Consider the following 19,347-nt stretch of genomic DNA (forward strand, 5'->3'; position numbering starts at 1 on the left):
GGGGGAGGGACCCTTTTGCAAAAGGGTCCCTCCCCCACAAAGTATTTCAAAGCGTAAGTGGCATTCCGCGTGCAGAGAACGCAGGGCTCAGGCGTGCAGGCTCTGGCTGCCCCCGTGCACATTGATATGGTGCAGCATGACGCCAAGAACGCCTTCAATGTCCAGAAGCGACGTATCCACAATAAGGGCGTCCGCAGCAGGGCGCAGCGGGGCCACGGCCCGGTTGCGGTCGAGAGCGTCACGTTGGCGGATCTGTTCTGTGAGGCTTGTCAGCTCTGCGGTTTCCCCCCTTTCTTCAAGGTCGCGCAGACGCCGCATGGCGCGCACTTCCGGGGCCGCATCCAGAAAGAATTTGAAGCGCGCGTCAGGGAACACCACTGTGCCCATGTCGCGGCCCTCGGCCACCAGAGGCGACATCTCGCCAATGGCTCTTTGGGTCTGGCGCAGGATGTCGCGCACCACCGGCACCGTGGCGATGCGGGCCGCCAGCATGCCCACTTGCTCGGTGCGGACTTCGCCGCGCACGGCCACGCCATTGCAGAACAGGGTAGACTGCTGCCCCATGCCGCTGAGGGTAAAGGTCCATTGCCCGCAGCGGCTGCGCAGTTCGTCTTCAGGGAGTTTTTCCGCGCCGGGCCCCAGCTTGAGGGCCATACAGCGAAACATGGCGCCGGTATCCAGATAGGCCAGCCCCAGGCTTTCGGCCATGCGGCGGGCCAGGGTGGTTTTGCCGACCCCGGCGGGGCCGTCCAGCGTTACGACAGGCAGACGGGCGCTCATTTGTGTTCCTTAAGCGCGGCATCAGTCCCGGCATGGCGGCTTTCCAGAAGGATTTCGTCCATGGCCAGCAGAAAGGCCCTGTTTTCCTGCTCATTACCGACGCTGACGCGCAGATGGTCAGGCAGGTTATAGCTCTTGAGCGGGCGGATAATAATGCCCCGGCGGAGCAGGGCCTCAAAGCAGTCCTCGGCCCCCAGCGTGTTTTCCGGCAGCCTGAAAAGAACAAAATTCGCCGCGCTGGGCCAGACGTAGCAGCCCAGGGCCGTGAGGCCAACCGTAAGGGCATTGCGCCCCTGCCGCACGGTCTGCATGGTAAGCGCGTAGAAGGTGGTGTCTTTCAATGCTGCCAGGGCGGCTTCTTCCGCCAGAATATTGACGGAGAAGGGCAAACGGGCCCGCCAGCAGTAATCGGCTATGGCTTGAGGCAGAATGCCGTACCCCACGCGCAGGCCCGCAAGGCCGAAGCTCTTGGAAAATGTGCGCATAAAGGCCGTGTTTTCGGGCAGGCGGCCGCTGGCCAGCAGGGAAGATTCCGGCTCGTTTTCCGCAAAGTCCATATAGGCTTCGTCCACCACAAGCAGGCAGGCGGGCGCAATTTCGGCCAGTTTGGCGGCCAGCTGCGCCACGTCTTCGCGCGGCGGGCAGTAGCCGGAAGGATTGTCGGGCGTGGTGACGAACACAAGGCGGGTATTGGCGTCCACCCGTGAAAGCAGGGCATCAAAGTTGAAAGAAAAATCGTCATTGAGCGGCTGGCGGCGCACTTCAACGCCGCAGACGCGCCCCTGAATGGGGTAGATGCTGAAACAGGGTTCAAAACAGACCAGATTGTGCACGCCGGGTTCTGCCAGAATGCGGATGAGCAGGTCTATGATTTCATCGGAGCCGTTGCCGACCACTATGCGGCGGGCATCAACGCCGTGGAGCTGCGCCAGCGCCGCCGCAAGCCGGGGATTGCCCCCCTGGGGATAACGAAAGCCCATGGCCGCGTAGCGCTTTACGGCTTCACACGCCATGGGCGACATGCCCAGCGGGTTTTCGTTGCTGGCCATCTTGATGACCTTGGCAAGATTGTACTTCTGCTGAATTTCGGCAATGGACAGACCAGGAACATAGGCCTTCAGGGCAAGAATTTCCTGCCGCGCGCTGATCTCAAACATGTCTTCTCCACAGCCGGGCATGGGGGCGCTCTCGGCAACAAGAGGATTGTTGACGGGCCGCGCCTCTATTATGGAGACGCGGCCCTGATGTGACGTCATGCCGGGGGTATATTCAGCTTATCCAGCTGGAGCCCCAGCAATTTCAGGCGTTTTTGCCAGTGGCCGCAATGGCGGCGTGGCGTACGCTTTGCATCTGTATGCCCTCGAGGGCGCCTGGCACTAGCTGGGACGTACGGTCAGCACGGGCATGTCGGCGTTTTTGACCACCTTTTCGGCAACGGAGCCAAAGAGGATTCTGTCAATGCCCTTGCGGCCATGGGTACCCATAACAATAATGTCCACCTCTTCTTCCTTGGCGTGGGCCAGGATCTCTTCGGCCGCGTAGCCGATGAGCACCTTGCCCGTGGCCGTTACGCCAGCAAAGTTTTCAGCCACAAAAGATTCCATGGACTTTTCAGCGCCGGAGACGATTTCGCCCACAAAATTTTCTATGGTGTTGGGGGGCACATGAAAGCCCACATACTGGCTCAGCGAAGGAGCGGTGTATACAACCACAACGCTTGCGTTCAATCCCTTTGCAAGCAGCACGGCGTATTCAGCCACATCCTTGCTGTGTTCGGAGAGGTCTACCGCGCAAAGAATCTTTTTGATTTCCTTCATGGCAAGCTCCTGTTCCCCGTGGGATGATAAGGTTATAAAAGGCGTAGCCTGCATACGTTCAATGTGTTCGCCATGCGGGCGGGTTCAAGACTGTTTTTCGTAATCTTTGTTAAATTTTAGTTTTTTTTGCAGCAATAGACAAGGTCTTTTGGAGAGCATATGCTTGGCCCTGGGGAAAATTTTTCCCTTCCATAAATTCGGTATGTTATAAAATCAGCTAGTTGAGCCATCCTGCGAATTGGCAGACTTCTTGCACAAATGGCGCAAATGCGGAACGCCAACCCTGGAGGCGACATGAAGATCAAGAATGAGCAACTGGAAGCCCTGCTTCGTCAGCAGGAGCAATCCTCCGGCACAATCCGCAAGTCTGGCGGTCAGGGGGCGGGCTTTGAAGCCGCTCTGGCCGAACAGTTGGGGCTTGTGGACGAGGGGGCGTCTTCCACCGCCGGGGGCACGCTCCCGGTGGGCGGCATGCAGACGGCCCAGGCGTCGCAGGCGTCCATGATAAGCCAGATGCTGCTGGGCGCAACAGAGCAGGCCGACGAAGCCAATCCTACTGAAGACGTGCTGCAGGAAGCCTTTAACCAGGCTTCCGGTACGCTGGACATGTGGGATTCTTACGTCAGCACTCTTGGCGATGCCGGCAAAAACGGCTCCCTGCGTCAGGCCTATGCGCTCTTGCAGGGCATCGACGGACAGGTTGCCTCGCTGAAGGAAAATACCGCGGGTCTGCGCGGGCAGAACCCCGGCCTGGATACCCTGGTGAACAATCTTGAGGTGCTCGCCACCACAGAAAAGTTCAAATTCAACCGCGGGGACTATAACGTCTGATTTTTTCCTCAGCAGCAGATTGCAAAAAAAAGCCGTGAACATCAGGGGTTCACGGCTTTTTTGTGTTCGTGGGAGTGTCGTTGAAGGGATTGTGCGTGTCGGGGAAGCGTGTCAGGGATGGACTTGTGATCCCCCGGGGCGCTGTAGGGCTGGTGCGCCCCGGAGGATCTGTTCAGGGAACTTATATATCAAGAGAGTGGCATTCTCGAAGTCTACGGGCTTACCGTCATGAACGTGCGCAGGCAAATTGCGAGTGTTCTGTTGCTGGGCGGTCGCCTGAGGCAGCCGCCCGTGAGTGGCGTTAGCCAAAAAACTTAGTTGGTCTTGGCGTCGGGGGCGTTGCCAGTGGACTGGTCCATCATGCCCATGCCGTAGCCGCCGTGCATGCCGGGGCCGCCGTGCATGCCGTAGCCGCCGTGGTTACCGGGACCGCCATGGCCGCCGCGCGGGCCCATCATGCCCCTGCCGCCCATGCCGGGGCAGTCGCCCGTGCCGCCCATCATGCCGCGGCCCATACCGCCGTGACCGCCCATGTAGGGAACGCCCTTGTCCTGCATCTGCTTGCGCATGGAGCTGTCAAGCTGGTACAGCTTGTTGTCCACGTCCTTCACATCCTTCTGCAGGGCCACGATGCGCGGATCGTCAGCCTTCACTCCCTGATAGAGCAGGGCGTTGATTTCAGCCTGCTTGCCGTACTTCTGCTGGAAGAGCGGCTGCATCTTGGGGCCGAATTCCTTGTGGATGTCCTGCAGGGCGTTCATCTGCTCAGTGGTCATGTTCATATGGGGGCCCATATGGGGGCCCATCTGGCCAGCCGCAGGAGCAGCGGCGACTTCGGCCGGGGCGCTGCTGGCGATGCCAGCGGTGCCAAGCAGGGCTACAAGAGCGAGCGCCGCAGTGGTAGAAGCAAGTCTGGATGTTTTCATGGTAGTATCCTTTATGATGTTCGGTTGAGGCCGAAGTTTTTTTGTCTCTGTGCGGGCTTTTTGGCCCCACAGGGCGTCATTACCGTGTGTGCGAGAGGGAAATTCTGGGGGCCGTATATGCCATTTCTGCCTTGCCAGCCCGGCCCCCTATGGCCGCCGCAGCCGGACAGTGACGCCGCTGTTGTAAGAGTCTGCCAAGAACATTGTGGAGATGTCTCATGCGGTGTCCTTGGGTTTTCAGGGCGTCTGTGGCCGGGGCTTACCGGCCCATGTGGTTGCCGCCATGGGGACCGTGGGGGCCGTAGCCGCCGTTGCCGCTGCCGCCGTTGCCGCACCAGGGAGAGGCTGTTCCGGTGCTTGTGGCATTTTGGGCCTGCGCGGGCAGGGCGGTGATGGCCATGGCGAACACAAGGGCCAGGGATGCAAAAATAAACGAGGGTTTGATGGTTGAAGTTTTCATGATGGTCTCCTTGACGTTATATATATCGTGCTCTTGATTATTTCCCTTAAAGGAGCATCAGATCACGTTTTTGAGCTTTTCGTATTCTTCCGGCGTTATTTCTCCGGAAGCAAGGCGTCGTTTCAAAATGTTCAGCGTGTCGCGGCGGTCAAAATTGCAAGGTTTGCGTCCAATAAGGCGGAAGATAAAGTAGACCGCCAGAACCAGTGCCGTAATCGCCAGAAGCATTCCTATCCAACCGCCACCCCAGCCGAAATAATTCAAATAGCTACAAGCATGCATTATGTGTCCTCCCGGTGAGACCGGGCGCGCCCTGCATTGGGGCGGGGTTGCGCTGTCACCTGTTTGCGCGTTTTCACGCGCTCTTGCCCCCTATAAGGCAAAGGCCGTGCCAAACATGTGCAGTTTTTTATAACAGTAAAAAATAATTGAATGTATTGTTTTACGCCCGTTTTTTGGCTGCACCATGGTCAGATGGATGTTGTCCATTTTTTACCCACATTGGCTCGGCTGTGTCCAATTTTTACCAGCGCCCTTGACCAGATGGGTAAAAAATACATAATAGGGACATTCAGCCACACAAGGACAGGCCATGAAGAGCAGATTTTCAAGATTATTTTCCGTCAGAGGAGTGCGTGCCCTGCATTTGGGGCTTTCTCCCTGGATGATCGTGGGCATGGCCATCATTCTTGGTCTGACCATTTCGGCCCTAGCCGTGCGCAGCAACCAGCGCGGCAAAACATATATGATACAGAACCTTCTGGACCGGGCCGAGGCCCTCATATGGGCCCTGGAGGCGGGCGCGCGCACGGGTTTGTGCACCCCCCTGGGCAATTCTGACGGCCTGCAATCCCTGCTGGCGGAAACGGCCAAGCAGCCCGGCATTGTTTTTATGGCTGTGGCCAACAATGCGGGAGAAATGCTGGCCTACAGCGTGCCGGTGCGCACCCGCGACAAAAGCCGGGGCAATGAAGACAGATATTCAGCGACGCCGGGATCAGGCGGCGACAGCAGGTCAACCGCGCAGGCGCAACAGGGCGAAAAGGCTTTGGCCCTTATCATGCCCACGGCGGTGCAGGTGACGGAAAAGCCCGCATGGCGTCTGCGCCAGTGGGGCGACAGAAAAGTCTTTGAAGTGTACCGCGCCTTTGTGCCGCTGGAAGATGACCGCCCAATGCCTTTGCCCATGCGTGGGCACGGGCAGCACGGCATGGGGCGCAGCAGGGGCATGATGGGCACGGATATGCCCCATGGCCCCATGTCGCCAAGAAGGATGGAGCCGCTGCCTCAGGCCGCAGTGCCAGGCATGCCGGGCACTGCGGGCGGACCGCAGCCGGACATGAGGTCACAGCCGCCCAATGCCGGAATGTGGGGCGATGGCAGCACCTGGCCAGCGGCCCAGCTGCATCCCGGTCAGCCTCGGCAGCCGCAGGGCGTGGTTGTGGTGGGGCTTGATCTCAAACCTTTTGAGGCGGCCCTGGCGGCGGACTTGCGCTATAACGCCATGTCGGCGGCTCTGGTGGCGGCTTTGGGCCTTGCGGGCTTTGTTTCACTGTTCTGGGCGCAGAATTACCGTCACTCACGCAAGATGCTGCGCGATTCGCGGGCCATGGCTTCGGAGGTGGTGGCCAATCTGCCTCTGGGCCTTCTGACCAGTGACCCTTCGGGCCGGGTGGCCATGGTCAACGACACCGCCCTGCGCATGTTTGACCTTGACCGGGCCACGGCCGTGTACGCTCCCCTGACGGGGCTGCCGGGTCTGGACTGGAAGGCTCTGGTGTCGGAACTGGCCGGGGGCCGCAAGGTGCTTGAGCGTGAATGCGTCCTGACCACAGGGCGCACGGGCGCGGTCATCAGCCTCAGCGCTGCCTCCATGCGCAATCAGGACGGCGTTTTTCTGGGCAATGTGTTTATTCTGCGCGACATTACCGAGGTCAAGCGCCTGCAGGCGGACGCGCAGCGCAACGACCGCCTGTCGGCCCTTGGGCATCTGGCTGCCGGTGTGGCGCATGAGGTGCGCAATCCTCTGAGCACCATCAAGGGCGTGGCCCTCTATATCGCCAAACGCATGCTGCCCGGAGGCCGTGAAGAGGAAGCCGCGCAGCGCATGATCGATGAAGTGGACAGGCTGGACAGGGTCGTCTCCGAACTGCTGGAATTCGCCCGGCCCGGAGCCATCAGCACCACGGACGCCGACCTTGCTGAAATCGTCAATCGGGCCCTGCGTCTGACCGAAGCCGATGTGCGCGCCAGAAACATCCAGGTCACCCTTGACGTGGCTTCTGACCTGCCGCCGGTGCGGGTCAATGCCGAACGCCTCACCCAGGCGCTGCTCAACCTCTTTCTCAATGCCGTACAGGCCATGGGCGAGGGCGGGCAGTTGCACGTGGGCGCGCGCCTGTCGCCTGACGGAGAGACCTTCAGCCTTACTGTCCGCGACAATGGCCCCGGCATTCCCAGAGACATTCAGGCAGCCATCTTTACGCCCTATTTTACCACCAAGCCTTCGGGCACGGGCCTTGGGCTGGCCATTGTCTACCAGATTGTCGAAGGCCACGGCGGCAGCGTGAGCGTCAATTCCGAGCCGGGGCACGGCACGGAATTCATCCTTGTGCTGCCTGTTCGCGGCAGGGATGAAGCCTTTTCGGCGGGACAGCGGCAGAAATAATTTCAGGGTGTCGGGCCGAAAAGGTCCGGCGTCCCTTGAGCAGTTACATTTTGAAATTGCTCTGGCGACCGCAGGAGATGAAGCGCGCCGTAACGGACGCGCCATAAGTTATGGCAATGCGGATTCTCACAGTTACCCTGCGCCAGCTATCAACCAGGATGATCAAGGAATATTGTTATGAGTGCGACTTCAGCTGTCAGACTGATGGTGGTGGACGACGACCGCAACCACCGCGAAATGTTACGGGCCCTGCTGGAAGAATGGGGCTACGATCCCGTCACTGTGGACAATGGGGAAGAGGCCGTGGCCATGTGTCAGGAAAACCCCTTTGATCTCATTCTTATGGACGTGAGGATGGGGGGCATGAGCGGCATTGAGGCCACCCGCGCCATCAAGAGTTACAATCCCGCCATCCCCGTGCTGATCATGACGGCGTACTCCGATGTGGCCAATGCGGTGGAAGCCCTCAAGGCCGGTGCTTACGACTACCTTACCAAGCCTTTGGCCTTTGACGCCCTCAAGCTGGCGCTGGAGCGCGCGCTGGACCACGCCAACCTGCGCGACGAGGTGCGCGCCTTGCGCCACGAACTGGCCGCCAATGTCGATTCCCGCAATGTCATTGGCCAGAGTCCGGCCATGCGGCAGGTGCTTGGACTGGTTTCAGCCATTGCCGCCTCCGAGGCCACGGTGCTCATCACCGGTGAATCCGGCACGGGCAAGGAGGTCATCGCCAAGCTGATCCACGCCAACAGCAACAGGGCCAAGGGGCCTTACGTGGCCGTCAATTGTGCGGCTCTTACGGAAACCCTGCTGGAATCCGAACTGTTCGGCCATGAAAAAGGGGCCTTTACCGGAGCGGAAAAACGCCGCGAGGGGCGCTTTCTGGCGGCGAACAAGGGCACCATTTTTCTGGATGAAATTGGCGAGATTCCTTTATCCATGCAGGTCAAGCTGTTGCGCGTCATTCAGGAGCGCGAACTGCAACGTGTGGGCGGCGATCAGACCATCAAGGTGGATGTGCGCATTCTGGCCGCCACCAATAAAGACCTGGCTCTTGAAGTGGAGGAGGGGCGCTTTCGGCAGGACCTTTACTACAGGCTCAACGTGGTTTCATTGCAGTTGCCGCCCCTGCGCGACCGGCATGAGGACATCCCCCTGCTGGCCATGCACTTCATGAAGATTTTTGCCGACCGCAACGGCAAGATGGTCAAGGGCTTCACCCCTGCGGCTATGGACAGGCTCGTCAAGCACGCATGGCCCGGCAACGTGCGCGAACTGGAAAACGCGGTGGAACGCGCCGTTGTGCTGCTGGTGGGGGAATACATCAGCGAGCGCGAACTGCCGCCCACCATTGCCGAAGCTGAAGAGGACAGCCCGCGTTCGTCCCGGCTGGATTTTGCCAACATGACTCTGGAAGAAATCGAGCGCCTGGCCGTGCAGGACACCCTTGAGCAGGTCGGCGGCAATAAAAGCGAAGCCGCGCGGCGTCTGGGCATCAACCGCAAGACGCTGCTGTCCAAACTGGGCGACGGCAAGTAGGCAAGGTCAGCAGGGAATACCGTTGAGGGGAAGTATCCTCAAGGGGTGAAGCGCGGTCACGGCGCGCGCCTGCGTGCGCAACTATTTGTATTTAACTGCTTATTTTTGATTGCGGGGCGCGTGAACAGGGGCAAGTGCCGTTTCAGCCTGCAACCGCAGACACGCCAGAACTGAAACTACTACGGTTCGATGGACGGAATTTACGCATAATAAAGCAGAGCAGCTTTGAGAATATACATTTTCAACGCGCAAACCACGGCTGCACGGCGGGCGTCAGCGTGCAGCCGCCAGATGCATCTCAAAGTTACCATGCTCCACGAATAAAGGTTTTAGGGGGTGGGGGCGTGGGGGAGGAGACCCTTTTGCAAAAGGGTCCCTCCCCCACAAAACATGGAACCCTGACGCTATTTCTCTTTATGCGGCGGCAGGGTGTTACCTGCGCAAAGCCAGCAGGCCGTCCAGTATGGTCCAGGGACTGGGGGGGCAGCCGGGCACAAAAAGGTCCACTGGCAGCATGTCGGTAATGCCGTTATTGCACTGCGGCCCATTGCGAAAAAGCCCGCCGGATATGGCGCAGGCCCCCACCGCCGCCACAAGGCGCGGTTCGGGTATGGCGTCATAGGTATCAATGACGGCCAGACGCATGTTTTCAGAAACAGGCCCTGTTACCAGAATACCATCTGCATGGCGTGGGGAGGCCACAAAGTCAATGCCAAAGCGCGGCAGGTCAAAGACCAGGGTGCCAAGCACATTGCAGTCCGCCTCGCAGGCGTTGCAGCCTGCGGCGCTGACCTGGCGCAGCTTGAGCGAACGCCGGAAGAGGGAAAATTTGCCGGGGATGGAGGGTGTGGCCGCCTGCGGGGCCGGTTGGCCGGGAACCACCAGCAGATCTTCACGCTTGAAAACCGCCATGCGGTGCTCGCCGGTGAAGGCTATGGCCTGCCGGGGGCAGGCATCGCGGCAGGCTCCGCAGAAGGTGCAGCGCCCCATATCCAGGGTGGGCGTGCCGTCGGGCGCGCCTTCGGTGGGCAGCAGGGCTCCTGTGGGGCAGGCCGCGTAACAGGCCGTGCAGCCGTCGCAGTTCACGGGCGTGAGGCTGGGCCTGCCCATAAACCTGGGAGAAAGCACGGGCTGCTGGCGGGGATAGTCCAGCGTGCGGTATTTCTGACGGATGCGTTCCTTGATTATGTGCAGCATGTCATAGCCTTACAGGTCGTGTCCGCAATAAGAGAGGTTGAAGCTCTTGTTGCAGAGGGGAAAGTCTGAAATCTGGTTGCCGCGCAGGGCCACGGCCAGCCCGGTCCAGTTGTGGAAGGAGGGGTCTATTACCTTGTACACAAAGATGTGGCCCCGCGAATCGGTGAGCGCCACATGGCAGACTTCGCCGCGCCAGCCTTCCACCTGGGCCACGGCGAGGGTATGCGGCGGCAGGGCCGCAAAGTCGGTGGCCGGGGTGTCGGGCTTGCGCCCGGCTCGTGCAGGGGCCGTATGGCCTGCGGACGCGGCGCAGGCGGCGGGCGTTTCGACTTCCTGATTGGGCTGACCGGGCAGGGCCGCCAGACGGGTGAGGTCAAGCTCAAGCAGCCGCAGGCTGTCGTCCAGCTCGCGGCTGCGCACACGGGTGCGCGCCATGACGTCCCCCGTGATTTCCAGTCGGGGGGCGCAGTTTTCGCAGGAAAGGTCGCTGAGGGGCATGTGAAAGCGCGCGTCCACGTCAAGACCGCAGGCGCGGGCGGCAACCCCCACCAGCCCCAGTTCGCGGGCCACGGCAGGCTCCACCGAGCCGGTCTCCGCAAGGCGGTCGCGCACGGTCACGGCATCCAGCATGACGTCCACAGAGCCGCGCGCGTCTTGCCAGGCCGACCGCACACGGTTGAGCAGATCCGCGCATTCTTGCGGGTTGAGGTCATAGGCCACGCCGCCGGGCCGCAGCAGGCCGCGCCCAAAGCGGTTGCCGCACAGGCTGGCGGTCATGTTCAGAAAATCTCCGCGGATGCGGCCGTTCCAGGAGGCTGTGGGCAGAAAGCCCGTGTCCCCGGCAATGGCCCCAAGGTCGCCCGTATGGTTGGCCAGACGCTCCAGCTCAAGGCCGATACGGCGCACAAGCTGGGCGCGCTCGTCCGGCTGAAGTCCTTTCATGCGCTCAAGCATAACGCAGTACGCCGTGGCGTGGGCCACCGTGGAGTCTCCGGCTGCGCATTCCAGCAGGGGAAGACGGCGGGCGGCAGGGCCGTGAACAAGCATGCTCTCCAGCCCCCGGTGCTGGTAGCCCAGGGCAATTTCCAGATGCAGCACATTTTCGCCATAGCACTGAAAACGAAAATGCCCCGGCTCGATGATTCCCGCATGAACAGGGCCAACGGCCACCTCGTGCACGTCCACGCCCTCAACCCGGTAAAAGGGGTAGGGCTGGGCGGGAGGCGTCGGGGCCGCCTGCTCAGGCATGGTCGCCACAGCCGCCGCTCCGGGCGATGTGACGGACTCCGCGTCAGAAACATTAGCGGCCCCATCATGCATGCCTGAAGCGTCCGCCGCGTTGCGCGTCCGGGCCTCGAAGCTGTCGGGAGTGCGCCGCACGCTTTTGAGCCAGGGGTGTCCCACGGGCTCCACGCCCCACTGTTCGTAAATTTCGCGCTCGAAGTAGTGCAGCTGGGGCAGGTCGGGCGTCATTGACACAAAGGCCGTCACCGGCGGCGTGCGGCGGGCCATGAGGCGGCGTGTGCCGTCATGGGCCAGCACGCAGCACAGGCTTACGGGTATGGGCTGCCCGGGCACGGCTTCTGTTACGTCTTCGTCGGGAATGCCGAAAAAGGCCAGCACGCGCCAGCCGCCAGCTATGGCGTGGCGCAGATGGTCACGCAGTTCGGCCACGGAGAAGCTCGCCAGACTTTTCAGATCAACCGCCTCGCGGTAGTCGAACGACATGATATCCTCCCGGACCAGATTACCTTTGAAATGCTTCACATTCCAGCCTTGTCATTTTGCCGGAAAATGTGATTTGCGGTAGCCGTTAACGGGGCTTTGCCGCTTACGGGTAGCGACGGCCATTTCGCGCAGCGGCAGAGCATGCCCCTTTTTCAAGGCGATATGCGCTAGCCGCCGATGAGGGCAGCGCCCTGACGTAAGAAATTCCAAAGCCAGTCGGGTATCCACAAGCCAAGGGTGAGCACGGCCAGCCCCAGAACCAGGGGCGGCAGCACGCTCAGCAGCGGTTCCCGCGGGGTCTGGGGCATGTCTATGGGGCGGTTGCCCTGCACCATGCGCAGAACCGCGACGGAAAGACCGACAAAAATCACGGCAAGAGCCAGCAGATAGGCTGCGGCCAGCAAGGGCGAGTTTGCCGCCAGCATGCCCTTGAAAATGATGAATTCACTGATGAAGATGCCGAACGGCGGCGACCCGGCCACGGCCAGAAAACCGGCCATCCACAATGTCCCGGTTACGGGCATGGTCCAGCGCATGCCCCGGATGTCATAGCTGGAAAAGGTGTGGTAGCGGGCCAGAATATTGCCGGAAAGCAGAAAGAGCATGCACTTGGTCAGCGAATGGCAGACGGCGTGCAGCATGGCTCCGGATACGGCCAGGCCGCCCACGCCTATGCCCAGGGCCAGAATGCCCATATGTTCCACGCTGGAATACGCCAGCATGCGCTTGTAGTGCCCCTGTCCCACAATGAAGATGGCCGCCGTGACAAGCGAGATCAGGCCGAAAAAGCTGAGCAGCCCGCCGCTGAAGCCGCCAAGACCGGCGGCCAGCATGATCTGGTGCCCGCGCAGAATGCCAAGCAGGGCGCAGTTGAGCAGCGCGCCGGAGAGCAGGGCAGACACCAGCGAAGGAGCCTGGCTGTGAGCGTCGGGCAGCCAGTTGTGCAGGGGGGCCAGGCCCATCTTGGTGCCATAACCCACCAGCAGAAAGATATAGGCCGCCTTGAGCCACGTTTCTTCACCGGCACGGGCGTGACTGACAAACCAGCCAAGCTGGTCCATGCCTTCCACCATGGCTGCCATGCCTTCGGGCGTATAGAACGCCACGGAAAGCAGAATGTTGCCCACCATGGCCAGGGCAATGCCCACGGAGCAGATGATAAGGTACTTCCACGTGGCTTCAAGGGAACGCTGATGCCTGTGAAAATAGATAAGCGGCGCGCTGGAAAGGGTGGTGCCTTCGATGCCCACCCACAGGGCTCCCAGATGGGGCGTGGTGGTTACAAGCGTCATGGATGAAAGAAAAAAGCACAGGCAGGCGGCAAGGCGGCGCTGGGGCGCATTGGTAAAGCCGGGGCCGCCGTGGATGTCCGTGTGAACTTCCAGCCGGTCTTCTTCACGCAGGTAGTAGACCGCATATATGGAGGCCGCCAGAAAGAGCAGGCTGGCCAGCATGAGAAAAAGCGCGCCAAGGGGGTCGGGGGCCAGCAGGCCGTTCAAGGCTCTGGGTTCGGCTCCCGTGCCGACGGCATACGTCGTCCAGGCGGCCAGAGCCGTGTGGCAGAGGGCGGTCAGGGGCAGAAGAACCCGGCACATGGCCTTGGTGCCAAGCAGGATGATACAGCCCGCCCCGAGCGGGAGAAAAAGCAAGGCTTCCAGCATGGCGGTCAATCCCTGAGGCTGCGAAAGCGGCCAACGTCAATGGACTCAAAAGTGTTGCCAATATGGTTGATGGCAATGCCCATAACGAAAACAGCCACAAAGACGTCCAGCAGCAGGGCAAGCTCAAACCATGTGGTGCCTGCGGTCATGAGCGGCATGCCCAGCAGAAAGATGCCGTTTTCCGCCACCAGATACCCGATGACCTGGGCCAGGGCCGTGGTGCGCCCCACCACCAGGATGAGGCCGCAAAAAAGCGTGGTCAGGGCCGTGGGCAGCACCAGCGGCGGAAAAAGAGCCGGTAAAGTGAGCAGCCGCGCTTCAAGCCACAAGGAGAGCACAAGCCCCCCCATGCCGGCCAGTACGCCGACGGCCACATGCAGGCGAGGTCTCATGCGTTGGTGGGAGTGCAGGCGGTTACGGGTGCGCCAGAGCAGACCGGGCAGAAGCGCCCCCTTGATGAGCAGCACGGCGGCGGCCAGCAGGGCGTGTTCCATAGTCAGCAGCATGCCCGCCAGCAGAATGCCCTGAAAGGCCGTGAAGCGTATGAGCCACATGAGCCGTGTTGTGCTCAGCATGAGCAGGTTGTTCAGCATGAGCAAGAACAGGCAGCTTTGCAGTGCGGATTCCACGCTTTTACCTCGCCTGGGTCAGGATGAGGGCCAGGGCCGCCATGGCCGATGCGCCGCCCAGCAGAAAGGGCACGCGGTCCATGCGCAGACGGGCCATGACAGATTCCACAATGCCCACAATAACGGCCAGCAGCAGCACAATGACAAGGCGCAGTCCGGCCTGTTGCCACAGGGGCAGGGCCGGGGTCATGAGGCCGGCAATAAGCGCGGCGAAAAACCACAGCTTGAGGGCAGCCCCGTAGACGACCATGGCCAGGTTGGGACCGGAGTGATCAAGCACCATGACCTCGTGGATCATTGTCAGTTCCAGGTGCGTGTTGGGGTCATCCACGGGAATGCGGCAGTTTTCCACCAGCAGCAGAATAAAGAAGATGCAGGGCAGAAGCAGCAGTTCGCCCCGCCCCATGGCCCATGCCCCGGCGATCTGCCCGCCAAAGAGGGATGAGAGCGAAAAGGCCGTATGCGGGCCGCGCCCCATATCCAGCGTCACACTGGTGAGCACCAGAAGCGCCAGAAAGAAAAGCGGTTCGGCCAGGGCAGCAAAGGTGGCCTCGCGGCTGGCGCCCATGCCTTCAAAAGCCGAGCCTGTGTCCAGGGCAGACAGCATGATGGCAAAACGTCCCATGCCCAGCAGATAGGCCGCAAGAATAAAGTCGCCGCTGAAGGCCAGGGGCGAGGTGCCCCCGCCAAGGGGCAGCAGAGCCATGGCGCACAAGGTCGCGGCCAGGGCTACGGCGGAGCCGCTGGAGAAAACCCATGTGGTGGTGCGGCTGACGACCTCGCCCTTGCGCATGAGTTTGGCAAGGTCGTAGTAGGTTTGCAAAATGGGCTTGCCGTGCCTGCCCGCAAACTTGGCCTTTACCCGGTTGATGATGCCGGGCAGCAGGGGGGCCAGAACAAGCGCCAGAACAAACTGCGCAAAATAAACGACCAAGTCCTGTTTCATGCGCTCAGCCCCCATATAAGCAGGCCCACCACAGTGGCAAGAATATACAGGATGTAGAGGTGGATTTTGCCGTGCTGTATGATTTTACAGGCATTGCACAGGCGCTCCACTGCCTCGAACAGGGGCGTGTAAAATCCGTTGCGCAGGCGGTCCGGCGCAGAGACGCTCAGGGAGCCGCTTTTGGGAAACAGACGGGAATCAAGGTTCATGCGCACATTAAGCCCCATGCCCGGCGCAAAGATTTTGGCCAGCGGTTCGGAGAATCCGGCGTCCGTATACTGAATGCGGGCCGAACCGCCCTGGTAGCCGCAGCCCCATGTGGGCATGGAACGCACGCTGCGCCGCCGGAGCATCCTTTTGCGCAGGATGATGCCCGCGAGGGCAAGGCCGAGGGCAATGGAACACACAAGCGATACCATGGCGAGACTGGCGCGCGCCTGATCCTGCCCTGCTGCGGCTGCGCCCTGCATGTCGTTGGGCATGGGCAGCGCGGCAAGGCCCGTCATGGAGGCGAGGTCAAAAAAGGCCGGAGCCGCCAGCCCGCCAGCCACGCAGACGGCGGCGGGCAGCGCCAGGGGCCACAGCGTCTTCCAGCCCAGGGGGCGCGCACTGGCCGCAAAGCCGGTGCGGGGTTCGCCAAGAAAGGTGATGCCGTAAGCCTTGGTGTAGAGGGCGGCGGCGAGCCCGCTGATGAGAGCAAGGCCCACCAGCGCCAGCAGAAGCCCCACCTGCCGTTCCAGCCCAGGAAGACTGGGGCCGTCCAGAAGGGAGAGGGTCAGCACAAGTTCGCCCGCAAAACCATTGAGGGGCGGCAGGCAGGCAATGGCGGCCGCGCCAAGGGCAAAGGCCGCGCCAAGCAGCGGCAGACTCTTCTGCAGTCCGCCGAGCAGCTCCATACGCACGGTGCCCGTGGCGTGCAGCACTTCGCCCGCGCACAGAAAAAGCAGGCCCTTGAAGCCCGCATGATTCAGCATATGCATGAGGCAGCCTGCCATACCGAGGGTCGCAATCCAGGCGTTGCCGCAGGACAGGCCGATAAGGCTCGCGCCTGCGCCCATAAGCATGAGGCCCATATTTTCAACGCTGGAATAGGCCAGCAGGCGTTTGAGGTTGCTCTGCCCCAGAGCTTTTAAAATACCCATAAGGCCCGTGCCCAGGCCCACAAGCAGCAGGGCCCAGCCCCACCATTCGGGGGCAGCGCCCGGAGCGGCCAGCATGCCCAGGCTGCGAATGATGCCGTAAAGACCAGCGTTGATCATGGCCCCAGAAAGCAGGGCAGACACGTGGCTTGGGGCTGCTGGGTGCGCTTCTGGAAGCCAGACGTGCATGGGCGCAAGGCCCATCTTGGCTCCAAAGCCCAGAACGGCCAGCACAAAAAGGGCCGTCAGCACGTGGGGGCCTGCGTCGCGCACAACTCCCAGCATGACCGCGCCGCCCTGCAGGGCCTCAAAGGACGTGGCGCCCGTGCTTTGCCAGAGCAGGACGAAGAAGGCCATGAGCGCCACAGCGCCAAGATGGGCCGCCACAAGGTAGACCCATGAAGCGTCGCGCACCTTACGGTCGCCGTCGTTGAAGTCGATGAGAAAAAAGGGCGCGAGGGACATGAGCTCCCACGACAGCATGAAGAGCACGGCATCGCGTGCGGCCATGACGAGCGCCAGGCCCAGAAGCAGCAGCAGGTAGAAGAACCAGTGGGCTGCCAGGTTGTGTTCCTGCGGCTGCTCATGGCGCAGGGCAATGCCGCCGGAAATGGCGCACACAAGACCCAGCCCGAAGACCGGCAGCAAGAAGATCCTGCTCAGGGGGTCAAGCCCCAGAGTGCAGGCTCCTATGGGCAGTCCCCAGGGCAGACTTAATGAGACAGCCTCGGCCCAGGGAGAAAATGCCAGGGCGCACAGGCCAGCCACGCAACCCGCTGCGGCTCCGCAGGAGCCCAGCAGGTTGGCGGCCCGGCCAGTGCCCGCCGTTGGCGGCAAAAAAGCCAGCAGTGCCGTTCCGGCGGCTGTGGCCGCCAGGATGAGCAGGGTTATGATAAAGAGCGTCATGGCATTCAGAGGTTACGGACGGCGCTTAGGCCATGCCCTGTTTCAGCATATCCTCAAAATGTGCAATGGTTTTTTTCAGGCCGTCTTCAAGCTTGACCTGAGGCTCCCAGCCCAGTTTTTCACGGGCAAGGGTGATGTCGGGCTTGCGCTGCTTGGGGTCGTCGCAGGGCAGCGGTTCGCAGGTGATGACCGATCTGCTGCCCGTCATTTCCACAACCTTTTCAGCCAGTTCGCGGATGGTGAACTCACCGGGATTGCCCATGTTCATTGGGCCGATGAAGTCCTCCGGCGAGGCCATGAAGCGCACCATGCATTCGATGAGATCATCCACATAGCAGAAGGAGCGTGTCTGGCTGCCATCGCCGTAAATGGTGATGGGCTCGCCCTTGAGCGCCTGGATAATGAAGTTGGACACCACGCGCCCGTCGTTGGGATGCATCTTGGGACCATAGGTGTTGAAGATGCGCCCCACCTTGATGGGCAGGCCGCCCTGACGCCAGTAGGCGAAGAACAGGGCTTCGGCGCAGCGCTTGCCTTCATCGTAGCAGGAGCGGATGCCGTTGGGGTTCACGTGGCCCCAGTAGTCCTCGGGCTGCGGATGGATTTCGGGGTCGCCGTACACTTCGCTGGTGGACGCCTGATAGATGCGCGCCTTGAGCCTTTTGGCCAGGCCCAGCATGTTGATGGCCCCGTGAACGCAGGTCTTGATGGTCTGCACGGGGTCGTGCTGGTAGTGTATGGGCGAGGCCGGGCAGGCCAGATTATAGATTTCGTCCACTTCCACGTAGAGGGGAAAGGTCACATCATGGCGGATGAGTTCAAACCTTCTGTTGTCGAGAAATTCTTCAACATTGGCGCGGGCGCTGGAAAAAAAGTTGTCCAGGCAGAGAACTTCGTGGCCTTCGTTGAGCAGTCTTTCACAGAGGTGGGAACCCAGAAAGCCTGAACCGCCTGTAACGAGTATACGTTTGCGGAGATGCATATTTCCCCCGGGAAGGTATTGTTAAATCATGCGTTGGTGCAACAAAAACGCTTAAGCATAGTCCTATTGTTCAGGCTTTGCAATGGCATTCACGGCCGCCTGGGCATACGCGCGGCATGGGCAGCGGCTTGCCCTTGCCCGTCCTCGTTGCTATGTATCGGCGCGAGGTACACATGTCCAAGAAATCCGTTGAACGTATTGATCCCGTTACCGTGGCGCTGCCGCCTGAAGGCGTGGACAGCCACGCCCATCTGGACGGCGAGGAATTTGATCAGGACCGCGAGGCCGTGCTCGCGCGCGCCAGCGCCTGCGGCGTGGCCCATGTGGGCAACGTCTTTCTGGGGCCGGAAGACTTCGCCGCCAGGCGGCAGTATTTTGAGGCCCACCCCCAGGTGTTTTTCCTGCTGGGCATCCACCCCTGCCACGGGCAGGACTGCACGCCGCAAGCGCTTGAGGCCATGCGCCGGGCCTTTGATGAAGACCCGCGCTTGAAAGCGGTGGGTGAGATAGGACTGGATTTTCACTGGGACGACTGCCCCCGCGAGGTGCAGTACGAGGCCTTTGCCGCCCAGTTGCAGCTGGCGCGCCAAGTGGGGCGGCCTGTGGTGATCCATTGCCGCGAGGCTGAAGAAGAAACCCTTATGGTTCTGGAATCGAAGGGGTTTAAAGACTATCCCCTGCTGTGGCACTGCTTTGGTCAGGGGCCGGATATGGCCGCGCGCATCCTTGCCAACGGCTGGCATATCTCCGTTCCCGGCCCTGTCACCTATAAGGCCAACGAAGACCTGCGGCAGGCTGTGGCCCGTATTCCGGCCGACCGCCTCATGCTGGAGACCGACGCTCCCTATCTCGCGCCCCTGCCCTGGCGCGGCAAGCGCAACGAGCCCGCGTTCACGGTGTTTACGGCCAGGGCCGTGGCCGAGGCGCGCGGGCAGGCAGTGGAAGAGGTCTGGCGCGTGTGCGGGAACAACGCCCGCCGCTTTTTCGGCCTGTAGACAAGCGCCGCGCGGGCCGGTCAGGAGGCGTCCCGTTTTTCTGCGCTGGCAAACTTGCCGTCCCGTATGCCAGTGGCGGCCTCACGCATCAGTGGGCCGAACAGCGTTTGGACATAGTTGGCCCGCATACCAGTGGCGACTGC

General features: G+C 61.2%; 17 protein-coding genes. 4 read left to right on the plus strand and 13 right to left on the minus strand.

What is annotated here, in order from left to right; genetic code table 11:
- Positions 1–87 precede the first annotated feature (87 nt).
- The 3 genes from cmk to BCS36_RS06185 form a co-directional block, all read right to left on the minus strand.
- Complete coding sequence (gene cmk / locus BCS36_RS06175) at positions 88–780, minus strand: (d)CMP kinase (protein ID WP_291302032.1); 693 nt, start codon at positions 778–780, stop codon at positions 88–90.
- Positions 777–1,937, minus strand: a complete 1,161-nt coding sequence (gene hisC / locus BCS36_RS06180; RefSeq protein WP_291302075.1) for a histidinol-phosphate transaminase — start codon at positions 1,935–1,937, stop codon at positions 777–779. Before hisC ends, cmk begins: the two co-directional genes overlap by 4 nt.
- Before the next feature lie 219 nt (positions 1,938–2,156).
- Positions 2,157–2,597 (minus strand): universal stress protein, encoded by a 441-nt coding sequence (locus BCS36_RS06185; RefSeq protein ID WP_179980993.1) that lies wholly within the window; start codon positions 2,595–2,597, stop codon positions 2,157–2,159.
- Between the two features lie 294 nt (positions 2,598–2,891).
- Here BCS36_RS06185 and BCS36_RS06190 point away from each other — a divergent pair, with 294 nt between their 5' ends.
- Positions 2,892–3,428 carry a hypothetical protein gene (locus BCS36_RS06190; protein ID WP_291302033.1) on the plus strand — a complete coding sequence of 179 codons (537 nt, stop codon included), beginning with the start codon at positions 2,892–2,894 and terminating at the stop codon, positions 3,426–3,428.
- A 314-nt stretch (positions 3,429–3,742) separates the two neighbouring features.
- Here BCS36_RS06190 and BCS36_RS06195 read toward each other — a convergent pair whose 3' ends face one another.
- The 3 genes from BCS36_RS06195 to BCS36_RS06205 form a co-directional block, all read right to left on the minus strand.
- Complete coding sequence (locus BCS36_RS06195; RefSeq protein ID WP_291302034.1) at positions 3,743–4,354, minus strand: hypothetical protein; 612 nt, start codon at positions 4,352–4,354, stop codon at positions 3,743–3,745.
- 259 nt (positions 4,355–4,613) lie between these two features.
- Positions 4,614–4,814: a hypothetical protein gene (locus BCS36_RS06200; RefSeq protein WP_291302035.1), complete on the minus strand. Its 201-nt coding sequence runs from the start codon at positions 4,812–4,814 to the stop codon at positions 4,614–4,616.
- A 57-nt stretch (positions 4,815–4,871) separates the two neighbouring features.
- On the minus strand, positions 4,872–5,096 hold the full coding sequence (locus BCS36_RS06205) for an SHOCT domain-containing protein (protein WP_291302036.1): 225 nt from the start codon (positions 5,094–5,096) through the stop codon (positions 4,872–4,874).
- A gap of 310 nt (positions 5,097–5,406) precedes the next feature.
- On the opposite strand from BCS36_RS06205, the gene BCS36_RS06210 reads away from it, so the two are divergent.
- Both BCS36_RS06210 and BCS36_RS06215 read left to right on the plus strand, forming a co-directional pair.
- Positions 5,407–7,482 carry an ATP-binding protein gene (locus BCS36_RS06210; RefSeq protein WP_291302037.1) on the plus strand — a complete coding sequence of 692 codons (2,076 nt, stop codon included), beginning with the start codon at positions 5,407–5,409 and terminating at the stop codon, positions 7,480–7,482.
- A gap of 177 nt (positions 7,483–7,659) precedes the next feature.
- Positions 7,660–9,021 (plus strand): sigma-54 dependent transcriptional regulator, encoded by a 1,362-nt coding sequence (locus BCS36_RS06215; protein ID WP_291302038.1) that lies wholly within the window; start codon positions 7,660–7,662, stop codon positions 9,019–9,021.
- 432 nt (positions 9,022–9,453) lie between these two features.
- Here the strand turns inward: BCS36_RS06215 and BCS36_RS06220 are convergent, their stop codons facing one another.
- From BCS36_RS06220 to BCS36_RS06250, 7 genes are all read right to left on the minus strand, one after another.
- On the minus strand, positions 9,454–10,218 hold the full coding sequence (locus BCS36_RS06220; RefSeq protein ID WP_291302039.1) for a 4Fe-4S dicluster domain-containing protein: 765 nt from the start codon (positions 10,216–10,218) through the stop codon (positions 9,454–9,456).
- A 9-nt stretch (positions 10,219–10,227) separates the two neighbouring features.
- Positions 10,228–11,946 carry a hydrogenase gene (locus BCS36_RS06225; protein ID WP_291302040.1) on the minus strand — a complete coding sequence of 573 codons (1,719 nt, stop codon included), beginning with the start codon at positions 11,944–11,946 and terminating at the stop codon, positions 10,228–10,230.
- Between the two features lie 167 nt (positions 11,947–12,113).
- Positions 12,114–13,607 (minus strand): proton-conducting transporter membrane subunit, encoded by a 1,494-nt coding sequence (locus tag BCS36_RS06230; protein WP_291302041.1) that lies wholly within the window; start codon positions 13,605–13,607, stop codon positions 12,114–12,116.
- Between the two features lie 5 nt (positions 13,608–13,612).
- Positions 13,613–14,236 carry a hydrogenase-4 component E gene (locus BCS36_RS06235; RefSeq protein WP_291302042.1) on the minus strand — a complete coding sequence of 208 codons (624 nt, stop codon included), beginning with the start codon at positions 14,234–14,236 and terminating at the stop codon, positions 13,613–13,615.
- Positions 14,237–14,240: 4 nt separating this feature from the next.
- The gene (locus BCS36_RS06240; RefSeq protein ID WP_291302043.1) at positions 14,241–15,182 is read right to left on the minus strand and encodes an NADH-quinone oxidoreductase subunit H; all 942 of its coding nucleotides are present in this window, start codon (positions 15,180–15,182) and stop codon (positions 14,241–14,243) included.
- Positions 15,179–17,227, minus strand: coding sequence for a proton-conducting transporter membrane subunit (locus BCS36_RS06245; RefSeq protein WP_291302044.1), 2,049 nt, complete (start codon positions 17,225–17,227; stop codon positions 15,179–15,181). Before BCS36_RS06245 ends, BCS36_RS06240 begins: the two co-directional genes overlap by 4 nt.
- 25 nt (positions 17,228–17,252) lie before the next feature.
- Positions 17,253–18,209, minus strand: coding sequence for a UDP-glucuronic acid decarboxylase family protein (locus tag BCS36_RS06250; protein ID WP_291302045.1), 957 nt, complete (start codon positions 18,207–18,209; stop codon positions 17,253–17,255).
- A gap of 173 nt (positions 18,210–18,382) precedes the next feature.
- Here BCS36_RS06250 and BCS36_RS06255 point away from each other — a divergent pair, with 173 nt between their 5' ends.
- Positions 18,383–19,204, plus strand: a complete 822-nt coding sequence (locus tag BCS36_RS06255; protein ID WP_291302046.1) for a TatD family hydrolase — start codon at positions 18,383–18,385, stop codon at positions 19,202–19,204.
- Positions 19,205–19,347 lie beyond the last annotated feature (143 nt).

The organism is Desulfovibrio sp. MES5 (genome assembly GCF_002237645.1).
Lineage (GTDB): Bacteria > Desulfobacterota > Desulfovibrionia > Desulfovibrionales > Desulfovibrionaceae > Desulfovibrio.